Consider the following 12315-nt stretch of genomic DNA (forward strand, 5'->3'; position numbering starts at 1 on the left):
CATGACTTCTGCCGACATCCTGTTCGTCAACGGCCGAGTACGCCCCATGGCCGGCACCCCGAGCCGTGCGGTGGCCGTACGCGAGGGGCGGATCCTGGCACTCGGCGACGACGAGGAGATGCGCGACCTTGCGGGCCCGCGGACCGAGGTCGTCGACCTGGCCGGCCGGACCCTGCTTCCCGGATTCCAGGACGCCCACGTGCACCCGGTCCTGGCCGGGCTCACCATGACCCGGTGCGACCTGCACGAGGCGCGGGACGCCGCCGACGCCCTCGCCGCGGTCCGCGCGTACGCCGCGGCCAATCCCGAGACGCGCTGGATCTCCGGCGGCGGATGGTCCATGGAATGGTTCCCCGGCGGCACACCGAGCCGGATCGCGCTCGACGAGGTCGTCCCCGACCGGCCGGTCTACCTGACCAACAGGGACGGGCACGGCGCATGGGTCAACACCGAGGCCCTGCGACTGTGCGGCGTCGACCACAGCACCCCCGACCCGGCCGATGGCCGCATCGAACGCGAACCGGACGGCACCCCCCAAGGAACCCTGCACGAGGGCGCCGCCTCGCTCGTGGGCAGGCACGTGCCCGAACCGACGGACGAGGACCTGCTCCGCGGCCTCCAGGCGGGCCAGCGACGCCTGCACCAGGCCGGAGTGACGGCATGGCAGGACGCGATGGTCAGCCCGGAGGTCCAGCGCGCCTACCAGGCCGCCGCCGACGCCTCGATGCTCACCGGGCGCGTGGTCGGCGCCCTGTGGTGGGACCGGGACCGGGGCGAGGAGCAGATCCCCGAACTGCTCGCCCGCCGTACCACCACCGGACGGTTCAGAGCCACCAGCGTGAAAATCATGCAGGACGGCGTGGCGGAGAACTACACCGCCGCCATGACCTCCCCCTACCTGGACGGCTGCGGATGCCGGACCGGCAACAGCGGCATCAGCTTCATCGGACCCGAGGACCTGCGCGCCCACATCACCCGGCTGGACGCCGTCGGGGTCCAGATCCACGTGCACGCGGTCGGCGACCGAGCCGCCCGGGAGGCGCTGGACGCGTTCGAGGCGGCGCTCAAGGTCAACGGGCGCAAGGGCAACCGGCATCACATCGCCCACCTCCAGGTCGTCCATCCCGACGACGTGCCGCGGTTCGCGGCCCTGGAGGTCACCGCCAACATCCAGCCGTTGTGGGCGGCGCACGAGCCGCAGATGGACCAGCTGACCATTCCCTTCCTCGGCGACCGGCGCGCCACCTGGCAGTACCCCTTCGGCGACCTCCTGCGCTCGGGCGCCGCCCTCGCCGCGGGCAGCGACTGGCCGGTGAGCAGCCCGGATCCGTTCCTCGGCATCCACGTCGCCGTCAACCGGATGCTCCCCGACGGATCGGGGCGGCCGTTCCTGCCCGCGCAGCGCCTCCCGGTGGCGGCGGCCCTGTCGGCGTACACGATCGGCACCGCCCGGATCAACCACCTCGACACCCGGACGGGGACCATCGAGCCCGGCAAGCTCGCCGACTTCATCGTCACCGACGCCGACCCGTTCGCCGTCCCCCCCGGTGACCTGGGCGGTATCACCGTCCTCGCCACCTACGTGGAGGGACGACGGGTGCACACGCATCCGTCCTTCTGACCGCTCACCGCCGAGGGAACCCGTCCCCGTCCTCTCCGCTCGCCGCGGCGGAAGGGGCGGGGCCGCCCGTTTCTGCAGGTCAAGCGGTAAGTGTCTGCGCTGCGCTGGTCGGGATCGGCTGGATGCGGGCTTCGGCCAGGACGTCCAAGCCCATGTTGCGGCGTGCTTCGGTCCGTTCGTCGGTCTGCTCGGCCGGCAGCGCGCCGACCAGCCAGGTCTCGCGTGGGAAAGCGAAGTCGGGCAGGTCCTCGCGGGTGGCGTCGGCGGTAGGCCACCGGCTTGCCTGCCGACCGGGCTGCCCCTCCCGGGGCGGGCCGCGCTGCCGGGGCGAGGTAGAGATCATCATCTGCGATCGTCGGCTCATGAGGCACATGAGTGCCGCGCTGGGGATGCGGCTCCCGGGTGGCAGTCCCTCGACTCCGTCGCCGAGGCGGTCGAGCAGCAGTTCGCGAAGAAGAGCGCGTGCGCTTCTCCGTCAAGCGGCGCGGCGGGCCTCCGGCCACCTGGGACAACAAGGCGTCCGGTGCGTACCGCCGACACCACGACGATCTCCCAGGAGGTAGGGGGGACGGGCCGGTCCCGGGAGATCAGCATCGGTCCGGACTTCTTCGAGACCGAGCAGGAGAGCGGCTCGTGGCGCGGGCGGGGAGGAGTTCCGGCGCCGGGATGATGGGTGCGGCGTGAGGCTCGAGTCGTGGGGCGGCTGGGCCAGGACCAGGGCGTCTGACCGGGAGAGACGCGGGCTGGGAAATGGGGTGCCCGTTCCTGTGGTGGCGTTTGATGAGGAGGCGATGGGGTTCGCCGGGCTGTTCTGATTTTGCCGAGAGCGCGGGCGAGTATGTCAAACCTTCTGCCACAGATAGTGGCCATATAACTACATAGAGTTAATGATTGATGGGGTGGCGTCCGCCACGCCCACACCTCCGGAAGGGATCCGATCATGCGACTCGCTCTGCCCCTGCTGGCCCCTCTCGTCGCTGCTGCTGCGATAGCCGCCGCACCGCTCCCTGCAGCCCACGCCGCCACCGTCATAACATGCGAATCCGTCGATGCCTCTGAATCCACCGTCCGGGGAACCAGCTGCAACACGGGCCACTGGGGTCCCCTGAGCAACTTCGTCATCGGCGCGGCAGGTCAGATCTACTACGCCTGTCACACCGGCTGGGCAGAGGGCTCGTTGTGGGTGCAAGGCCAAAACTGTAGGTCGATTCCCCGCGGCTGAGCACGGGCAGAGTTGACGCCCAGATCGGGGAGGTCTGGTACAAGGCCACCCTGGACGGGCACGCGATCGACGTGCCGGCTACTAGGAGATTGTGAAGGTCCATCGTCCTCCTCGATCGTCTGACATCGGCGTCGAAGACGAGGAGACGTGGGTTGAGCCTGTCGGTCGTGCGGGAACTTCGCGAGGCACGCGGCTCGGCCGGGCCGCAGTAGCTGGCTGAGTTCGAGACCGATGTGCTGGCGGGGTTCGTGCTCGCCGCGCGGCTGCAGGCCCGCCCCGCCCGGGCCGAAAGCAAGCTCAAGGAACAGGTGCGGGAGCTACGTGAGCGGCTGGCCGCCGCCCAGACCGCTGCCGGGCTGGCGCTGCCCGCACTGGCCGACCTCAGCGGCGACCTCGGTGAGGGGGCTCGCGGGGTGAGGTCGGCCGGCGCAGGCATCGCAGTCGCCCGGCAGCCGGACGGCGCCGTGGGTGCTGCACCACGAAGACCGGCGGATCCGGCTGGGCGACGGCGAGCACGCCGCCGCGCACGGCCGCGCCCTGGCCGCCGGTCTGCTCGCCGTCTCCGCACGCTGGGCACACGCATCTGAAAGCACCGCTGGTGTGGGTTGCCGCGCGTGCGGTCTCCTCTGAGCGCTCACCGTCCTCGCGTCCGGGACGGTCGTCCCGGACCGGGGCGTTCAGCCAGGGCGTGCTCCACCGATCGGTTGATCGGCTCCACCACTTGAACGGTCGCGCGAATCCACCGCCCAATCGGCGGATCGGGCGATCCGCGCAGGGCGCCTCTGTTGCGACGCTGAATCCCGTCGGTGAGCACCAAGGACGGAGATGGTCGAGATGCGCAACATGGTGTGGCTGGTCAGAGGGTACGTCGTGGTCAGCGTGCTGACGCTGGTGACGATGGTCGTGTTCCGGAACGACGCGGCGATGGTCCCCGACTCGGTGTGGGTCCGCGGCACGCTCGTCGCCGTCGCTTCGCTGGTCACCTGGTTGTTCGCGGCACGGGCGGCCAGGGGTGAGCGGAAGATGCTGCTGCGGCTGCGGATCGTCACCTCGATCATGCTGGTCGCGATCGTGGTGATCATCGCGTTGCCCGGTCTGTTCCCGCTGTGGTTCAAGCTGGAGCAGGGTGTCTGCGGCCTGCTCCTGCTGCCCGTGGTCGTCCAGCTCAACCGGAGGCCGGCGGACCGGGGCTGAGCGCGCCGACCCGAGGGCGCCGGACGGTGCTTCCAGCGGCGCGGGAGTCTCGACGGCGGCGGCTAGATTGTTCTGGGAGCAGGTGAGCGATGGACAATTGGCGGATGGCCGCGCCGGCGGGCTGGGAGCGACGGCTCCTTCCCATGATCACCGTGATCCCGTACGTGCTGCTGGCCGTCATGGCCGCCCTGACGATCGTCGTCAAGCACGACCAGCCGGGCTCGCTCGCCCTCGACCTCGCGCTCTGCGCGGCAGCCGCGGTGTGGAAGCTCGTGCTCTTCACGCTGCACCCGCAGTGGCGCGGGCGAGTCGGCGTGATGAGCGTGTTCATCGCGGGCCTGATCCTGTTCGGGCTGGTCATGGTCGTACGCGATCCGTGGTTCGGCGTCTACACGCCCGCGCTGTACTTCTACGCCTTCCGGATCATCGGCTGGCCGCGTGAGCTGTACTTCATCGCGGGCGTCGCGGTGGTGGCGGGCACGGCGCAGTCGGCCGGCCTGGACTTCGGCACCTGGACGGGCCTGCTGGAGTACCTGGGGGTCCTGACCGTCAACGTCGTGCCGATGTGCCTGATGGCCTGGCTCAGCGAGGTCGGCGCACGCTACTACGCGGCACGGGAGACGGCGCTGCGCGAGAGCAGGGAGGCCAACGCCCGGCTGGCCGCGGCCCTGGCCGAGAACGCGGCACTCCAGGAACGGCTGGTCGAGCAGGCTCATGAGACCGGCGTCCTGGACGAGCGGGCCCGGATGGCGCGGGAGATCCACGACATCCTGGCCCAGGGCCTGACCGGCATCGTCACGCAGTTGCAGGCGGCCGAGCAGGCGGCCGACGACCCGGCCGCGTGGCGGCGGCACCACGCGGCGGCGACCGCGCTGGCCAGGGAGAGCCTCACCGAGGCGCGGCGCTCGGTGAACGAGCTGCGTCCCGAACCCCTGGAGTCCGGCCGGCTGGCCGACGCCGTCACCGAGGTGGCGGCCAAGTGGTCGGCGCGCCACGGCCTTCCGGTCCAGGTGGCCGTCACCGGCGAGACCCGGACGATGCCCCCGCAGGCCGAGGTCGCCCTGTTACGGGTCGCCCAGGAGGCGCTGGCCAACGTCGCCAAGCACGCGCCCACCGCCACCCGCGTCGGCCTCACCCTCTCCTACACCGATCGGCAGGCGGTGCTCGACGTCCGCGACGACGGCCCCGGCTTCGACCTGGACGCGCGCGCCGGTCACGACGGGGGCTTCGGGCTGGTGGCGATGCGGCAGCGGATCGAGGCGCTGTCGGGCGCTTTGCGAATCGAATCGGAGCTGGGCGGCGGGACCGGGATCTCGGCCTGCCTGCCCGCGCACACGCCGGAGGCAGGCACATGAGTGACGCGATCAAGCTGCTCGTCGTCGACGACCACCCGGTCGTGCGTGACGGGCTGAGCAGCATGTTCGCCCGCGATCCGGAGTTCACCGTGGTGGGGGAGGCGTCGGACGGGGCCGAGGCGGTCCGGCTGGCCGAGGCCCTCGCGCCGGACGTGATCCTGATGGACCTGCGGATGCCGGGTATGGACGGCGTCACCGCGATCGGTGAGCTGGCCAGGCGCGGTGTGCCGGCCCGGGTGCTGGTGCTGACGACGTACGACACCGACAGCCACGTGCTGCCCGCGATCGAGGCGGGCGCCACCGGCTACCTGCTCAAGGACGCGCCGCGCGAGGAACTCGTCCGTGCCGTACGCTCGGCCGCGCGCGGCGAGGCCGCGCTCTCGCCGTCGGTGGCCGCCCGCCTGATGAGCCGGCTCCGCACCCCGGCGCCTTCGACCGGGCCGTTGAGCCAGCGCGAGCTGGAGGTGTTACGGCTGGTCGCGGCCAGCCACAGCAACCGCAAGGCGGCCGCCCGGCTGTTCATCACCGAGGCCACGGTCAAGACGCACCTGCTGAACATCTACGCGAAACTCGACGTCAACGACCGCGCGTCGGCGGTTGCGGAGGCGTACAACCGCGGCCTGCTGGGTACGCCCGAGCGCCCGTAGCCCTCGCCGTCCGGCCCGCTCCGGCGAGCCCGATCGGCGAGTTCCGTCCCGGGGTGGACGGCTCCGGGGCGAAGGTCCGGGGGAGACTGCCAGGGCCGTCAACGTCGCTCCGAAGCTCGCAGTTCCTTCTGTCCAGCGCCCTGGGAGGCTGCGGCGCGAGCGACTTCGCCCAAACGTGCCAGGGCCCGGTCGGCATCTTGGGGAGTGCGGCTTGCTGGTGAAGGTCGGCACCCAGCGAGGTGAGGTGGTGGTGGCGCCGGAGCCGACAGCGTGGAGCACGGCTGCGCGAGTGGTTCCGATCAAGGGTTCCCAAGAGCCATGTCCCGGCGGGCTCATGCCGATGCCATGTCTGGCCTGTCGGCTGATCGGGTAGACGAGCACGGTTTCAGGCGTGGGTCCGCCGGCGTCGCGCCGCTGCTCAAGTCCCCGCCCGGCATCGCCCTCCGGTCAGAGGCTGCCGGCTCTTCGCCGCTGGTCGATCATGGGAGCCGGCGGTCGTCCAGTAGTGGAGGTTGCGCAGATGAGCTTCGTCGTCCTGAAGAGCACGGACCTGCCGGCCGAGGAACGCTTCGGTTGGTGGTGCGACATGATCAGCCGGGATGTGGGGCCCACCCGCATCACGAGCGACCACATGGCCGACTTCCGTGCCACCGCCGGAGTCATCGACCTGGGCGTCGTCCAGCTCACCACCACCTCCTTCCCGGCGCTCACGTCGGTGCGGACCCCGGCGCTGATCCGCCGCTCCGACCCCGAGGCGTACGAGCTGACGCTGATCGTGGGCGGCGAGATGTGGATCTGCCAGAACCGGGACGACACCCGGATGACCGCCGGTGACCTGGTGATGTGGCAGACCTCGCGTCCCTACGACGGCGGTGCCTTCGACGGGCCGCACCAGGCGCAGGCCATCATGATGCACCTGCCGCGCGCCGGGCTGCCGCTGCCCGAACGGCAGGTCGACGGCCTGCTGTCGCGCAGGATGCCCGCCACCGGGGGGCTGAGCGCGGTGCTCGCCACCTACCTCAGGGCCCTGGTGCGCGAGGTTCCCGCCATGTCTCCTCAGGACGCGACCCGGCTGGGCGCGACCACCCTGGACCTGGCCCACGCCTTCCTGGCCCACCGGCTGAACGCCCAGTACCGGCTGGCGCCCGAGACCCGGGACCGGAGCCTCATGGCGCAGATCTGCGCGTTCGTCGAGCACCATCTGGGTGACGCCCAACTGGGGCCTGGGGTCGTCGCGGCCCGTCACCACATCTCCGTGCGTCACCTGCAGGTGCTCTTCCAGCGTCAGGGCACCACACTGACCGACTGGATCAGGCGGCGGCGCCTCGAACATTGCCGCGCCGACCTGGCCGATCCGCGGCTGCACACGTTGTCGATCCAGGCCGTCGCGGCCCGCTGGGGGTTCCCGCGGGCCGCCGACTTCAGCCGGTCCTTCCGCGCGGCGTACGGGATGTCGCCCAGGCACTACCGCCACAGCGTGACGGCGCTGCGGGAACCGCGGGGTGCGCCTGGTGCGTAGAAAGTCTGCGTCTCACGCTAACGACCGCGGCGCGCCGCCGTAGCAAGCTGTCGGGGTGTGGGCGATGAGCGAGGTCGGCCGCCACGGCGACGATGATCAGCATGCCCCGTGATCGTGCATCGTTCCTCGCCACCCAGGGAGTTCCGCGCGTATGGGACACGTTCTTCGCAAGTTAGTGACGATGGTGCTCGCCTTGTCGGTCATCTGGCCGTTGTCGCTGGTCAGCGTCACCACGGCGGTGGCGGACGCGGGGCCGTACAAGGCGAAGGTCGACATCGACGGCCGGGGCAGCATGGACCCGGACGACCGCGTCAGCACCGACGCCTACCTCGCCGACGCCGACGTCATCATCGTCTGCCAGGACACCGGTCCGGCGGTCGGCGGGAGCGCCGTCTGGGACTACACCACCAAGAAGGTGTGGGTGCCCGACACCTACGTGCGCACCGGGATCGACGGCTTCCTGCCCGACGTCCCCCGCTGCCTGTCGATCGGGATCGACGGCTACGCGAACAAGGGCTCGCTGCACGGACCGTACCGGGTCAAGGTCGACCTGGACGGCAGGGGCAGCGCCAACCCCGACGACCGGGTACGGATCGACGCCTACATGCGTGACAGCCAGATCCTCATCAAGTGCCAGGACTACGGCGGCGCCGTCAACGGCAGCACGCTGTGGGACTACACCTCCCAGGGTCTGTGGGTGCCCGACGTCCACATCAGCACCGGCACCACCGGCTGGATCCCGGGCATGCCCTCCTGCTCCTCGCTCGGCATCCCGGGCGGCGGCGGCACGCAGCCGGGCGGCGGCCGCCAGTTCCCGATCCGCACGACGCTCAACGGCTACCACGGCAAGAGCCTGGGCTCGGCCCGCGAGGAGGACAAGTACTCCGAGGAGAGCTACATCACCATCGTCTGCCAGGCCTACGGCGAGACGAACTACGGCGGCTCAACCGTCTGGGACAAGACCGTCGACGGGCTCTGGGTGGCCGACTACTACGTGCGCACCGGCTCCACCGACATCGTCATGAACCGCTGCGACAACGACGGCCCCTCGGGCGGCGGCGGGAACCGCTACCTGGTGCGCACCACGCTCAACGGCTACCACGGCAAGAGCCTGAGCTCGGCCCGCGAGGAGGACAGGTACGCCGGCAACAGCTACATCGCGATCGTCTGCCAGGCCTACGGTGAGTTCAACTACGGCGGCTCGGCCGTCTGGGACAAAACCCTCGACGGGCTGTGGGTGGCCGACTACTACGTCAAGACCGGCTCGTCCGACATCATCCTGCCGCGCTGCGACAACGACCCCAAGCCCGCGGGGGGCGGTGGCGGCACCGGAAACCCCGGCACGCCGATGCCTCCGGGCAGCGGCACCGTCGACCGCGGCAACGTGCGCGACCAGATCGTGCGGGCCGCCTACAGCCAGCTCGGCGTCGCCGAGTGGGGCGACAACTGCAACCCCTACGGCTCGGGCGGCTCGGTCAAGTGCGGCTGGGCCTGGTGCAGCATGTTCGCGAGCTGGACGTGGCGGCACGCCGGCATCGACGTGTTCCTGCCCTACAGCGGCGACTTCTACTGGTGGGGCAAGAGCCGCGGCACGTTGCGCTCGCTCAGCGACATCCGACCGGGCGACCTGGTGCTGTACGGCACGAGCGCGGGCAACAGCACCCATGTCGGCGTGGTGGTGGAGGTGGACGGCAACGGACTGATCACCACCATCGAGGGCAACTACGGCAACGCGGTCACGAAGGTCACCTCCTTCTCCCCGTACGGCGCCCACCCCGGCGGGCACGGCTCGCCGATCTACGCGGTGGTCTCGCCGCTGGCCGACTCCTCCACGGTCTGGGAGCGGTCCGGCGACCCCGGCTACGACGAGCCGGACAAGGAGAACTGCACCACCAGGCTCGACACCGTGCCCGGCGGCGGCTGGAACATGACCTGCCTGGAGTTCCGCAAGGAGCGCGGCTGGGAGGAGGTGCGCGGCGTCGCCTACGTCTTCCCGGCCAGGCCGACCGTCACCCGCACGCACCTGAACCTGCGATTGTCCGACCTACCGGGATCGGGCTCCAGCGTGGAGGTGCGCTGCGAATCGGCCCTGCTGGACTCGGTACGGTCCTGCGCCACGGCCTGGCGTCCTCAGTTCATCGGAACGGTGGAGCTGAGCGTCGCCTACGCCTTCAACGGCGACACCCAGAACCGCAACGTCGGCGACCTGCGCTTCCGCGGCACGGCCCAGGAGAACAACACCTTCTGCGGGCCGACGGCGATGCAGGCGGTGCTGTCCACCACCGGCGCCGATCCCGTGCCCTCCCAGCGGGAGATCGCCGACGAGGTCGGTACCAGCCAGCTCGGCACCCTGCCCACCAACATGGCCCACTACGGCAACACGATCGTCGGCTACACCTACAACCAGAACTACCTGCGCAACACCGACGAGGACAACGCGGTGGCCATCGCCAACACCTTCAGCGCGGTGTGGTGGTCGCTGACGACCAAGGGCCAGCCGTCCATCCTGCTCGCCAAGTCCGACTACCTGCCCTGGGTCGATGTCAACAACGGCCTGCTGCGGCACTACGTGGTCATCCACGGCTTCTCCACCCAGCCGACGAGCGGCGGCGGCCAGACGTACCGGTTCCGGGTGTGGGACCCGCAGGAGGCCAAGCACCACTACATGACGATCGACCAGATGGTCTACGCCATGCGCAACGCCATGACGCCGGGCCTGCTGCACCTGATCACCCCGAAGGCCAACCCGTGACCTGACGCCCGCAGCCTCTGGAGCGCGCAGGGATCGTCATCTCCCGGCGCGCTCCGGCACGGAGAGCGGCACCTGAGGGCAGCAGGAACGGCTCGTGGTGGATGGCGCTGCAGAAGAAGACGAAGATCCTCGGTATCCCGCACTGGCAGCGGCTGGCGGGCCGGACGCTGCGCAGCGACCAGACGGGGGCCTTCCACGTCCGGGCGACGTGCAAGAGCATGAAGAAGAACACCTTCCGCGTGGTCACCAGCGGCACCACCGTGCTGACCGGTCCCACGCTCACGGTCACGTGCTGACCCCGCGACAGCGTCAGGTCTGAGCTGCGGCGTCGATGCTGCCGACGGTCAGGTCGGTCAGCGCCGCGATGGCCGTGGTGGCGGTGGCACGTCCCCGGTTCAGCTCCGCGGCGATCGCTTCGGCCGCGCCCAGCACGCCGACGCAGCGCAGCCGGAGGGCTTCCCGCGTGAGCCCGGAGTACGGCCGCAGGGCGGTGGCCATCAGCTCCGTGTAGCCGTCGAGCAGGTCGCGCTCGATCGCCTCCATCTCCTGGTTTCCCTTGAGCGCGGCCGAGATGGCGGTCCACTCGGGCATGTCGGTGGCGCAGGCGAAGTAGGCGGCGCTCAGGACGCGGGCGATCTCGCGGGGGACGGCCGGCGCGGCACGCAGGGCCTGCTCCGCGGCGGCCCGGTGCCGCTCGTCGAGCCGCCGGTAGAGCGCGATCAGCAGGCCGGGACGGGTGCCGAAGTGGTCGTAGACGACCGGCCTGCTGACCCCGGCGGCCTCGGCCAGGCTGAGCAGCGTGAGGCCGTCGGTGCCGTGGGCGCGCACGATCGCCATGGCGGTGTCGAGCAGCTGCTCCCGTCTGGCCGGCCTGGACAGGCGTGTCGATCCGGTGGTCATCGTCCTCCCTTGCGTCGCCTCCCATCTTAAGCTACAAAATGTAACTTACAGAATGTAGGTTAAGGAGAGGGCATCACCATGGAGCACTCCGTACTGATCATGGGCGGATCCGGCCAGGCGGGCGCGGGGACCGCGGCTCTCCTGCGCCGCTGGCACCCGGAGCTGCCACTGACCATCGCGGGCCGCGACCTCGGCCGCGCCCGGCGGGTCGCCGACGAACTCGGCCGCGCGACGGCCGCGACCATCGACCTGCGCAGAGGCGACCTCGGCCTGAAGGGGAGCGACGGCTACTCGGCGGTCGTGGCGACCGTGTGGGACAGCCACCTGAACGGGCTGCGTTACGCACAGGACCGCGGCCTGCCGTACGTCAGCATCTCCAGCGGCCTGGTCGACATCGGACCCGAGATCGTCGCCGCCGGCCTGCGCGCCGGCGCGTCACCGATCCTGCTGGCCAGCCACTGGTACGCGGGCCTCGTCGTCCTCGCGGTGCTCGGCCTCGCCGGGGAGTTCGACCGGCTCGACACCATCGAGATCGGCGGCGTGCTGGACGAACAGGACAGCGGCGGCCCCGCGGCCACGGCCGACATGGCACGCCTGCTGGCCGCCACCTCGGCGGGACACCTCCGCCGCGACGGCGTCTTCCACTGGGTCGTCGGCCCCGACGCGGAGGTGGAGGTCACCGGCGTCGACGGCACCGTGCTGCCCGGCCAGATCGTCCCCATCCTCGACGTGCCGAGCCTGGCCCTCGCGACGGGCGCGCCCAACGTGCGCTTCGCGTTCGCGGTCGGCGAGTCGTCGGGCAGGCGGCGCGGCGGGCCCGCGTCCACGGAGGTCAGGATCGACCTCGAAGGCGTGGACCGCGCGGGCGCACCGCACAGGACGACCCGCTACCTCCTCCACCCTGAGGGCCAGCGGCCCTTGACGGCGCTCGGCATCGCCCTGGGCGTCGAGCGGCTGCTCGGCCTGCGCGGCGCCCCCGTGCCGCCCGGCCTCCACACCCCCGAGGCGCTGATCGACCCCGGCTACGCGGCCGAGCGGATGACGGAGATCGGTGCCACCATCGCCGGCGCGCACGGCGATCACTGACTCAGGTTCCGCGAGCCCG

The 12315-nt window shown here is 70.8% G+C and carries 10 protein-coding genes; 8 read left to right on the top strand and 2 right to left on the bottom strand.

Going from position 1 to position 12315, the window contains the following annotated elements; all coding sequences use genetic code 11:
• Position 1: 1 nt before the first annotated feature.
• Complete coding sequence (locus tag AB0J97_RS42705) at positions 2–1621, top strand: amidohydrolase (protein WP_364100434.1); 1620 nt, start codon at positions 2–4, stop codon at positions 1619–1621.
• Between the two features lie 79 nt (positions 1622–1700).
• Here the strand turns inward: AB0J97_RS42705 and AB0J97_RS42710 are convergent, their stop codons facing one another.
• On the bottom strand, positions 1701–1985 hold the full coding sequence (locus tag AB0J97_RS42710) for a hypothetical protein (protein WP_364100437.1): 285 nt from the start codon (positions 1983–1985) through the stop codon (positions 1701–1703).
• A gap of 1683 nt (positions 1986–3668) precedes the next feature.
• Here AB0J97_RS42710 and AB0J97_RS42715 point away from each other — a divergent pair.
• The 6 genes from AB0J97_RS42715 (at position 3669) to AB0J97_RS42740 (ending at position 10606) form a co-directional block, all read left to right on the top strand.
• On the top strand, positions 3669–4037 hold the full coding sequence (locus AB0J97_RS42715) for a hypothetical protein (protein ID WP_364100439.1): 369 nt from the start codon (positions 3669–3671) through the stop codon (positions 4035–4037).
• A gap of 89 nt (positions 4038–4126) precedes the next feature.
• Positions 4127–5392 carry a sensor histidine kinase gene (locus AB0J97_RS42720; protein WP_364100442.1) on the top strand — a complete coding sequence of 422 codons (1266 nt, stop codon included), beginning with the start codon at positions 4127–4129 and terminating at the stop codon, positions 5390–5392.
• Positions 5389–6039: a response regulator transcription factor gene (locus tag AB0J97_RS42725; protein WP_364100445.1), complete on the top strand. Its 651-nt coding sequence runs from the start codon at positions 5389–5391 to the stop codon at positions 6037–6039. The genes AB0J97_RS42720 and AB0J97_RS42725 overlap by 4 nt, the downstream gene beginning before the upstream one ends.
• 520 nt (positions 6040–6559) lie before the next feature.
• Positions 6560–7558, top strand: a complete 999-nt coding sequence (locus AB0J97_RS42730) for a helix-turn-helix domain-containing protein (protein WP_364100448.1) — start codon at positions 6560–6562, stop codon at positions 7556–7558.
• Positions 7559–7739: 181 nt separating this feature from the next.
• Complete coding sequence (locus AB0J97_RS42735; RefSeq protein ID WP_364100451.1) at positions 7740–10310, top strand: C39 family peptidase; 2571 nt, start codon at positions 7740–7742, stop codon at positions 10308–10310.
• A gap of 101 nt (positions 10311–10411) precedes the next feature.
• Positions 10412–10606, top strand: a complete 195-nt coding sequence (locus tag AB0J97_RS42740) for a hypothetical protein (protein WP_364100454.1) — start codon at positions 10412–10414, stop codon at positions 10604–10606.
• A gap of 13 nt (positions 10607–10619) precedes the next feature.
• Here AB0J97_RS42740 and AB0J97_RS42745 read toward each other — a convergent pair whose 3' ends face one another.
• Entirely contained in the window at positions 10620–11210 is a 591-nt protein-coding gene (locus AB0J97_RS42745) for a TetR/AcrR family transcriptional regulator (RefSeq protein ID WP_364100457.1), read from the bottom strand.
• A 78-nt stretch (positions 11211–11288) separates the two neighbouring features.
• Here AB0J97_RS42745 and AB0J97_RS42750 point away from each other — a divergent pair, with 78 nt between their 5' ends.
• Complete coding sequence (locus AB0J97_RS42750; protein WP_364100460.1) at positions 11289–12296, top strand: hypothetical protein; 1008 nt, start codon at positions 11289–11291, stop codon at positions 12294–12296.
• The last annotated feature ends 19 nt before the right edge of the window (positions 12297–12315 follow it).

The organism is Nonomuraea sp. NPDC049607 (genome assembly GCF_040675375.1).
In the GTDB taxonomy this organism is placed as follows: Bacteria; Actinomycetota; Actinomycetes; order Streptosporangiales; family Streptosporangiaceae; genus Nonomuraea.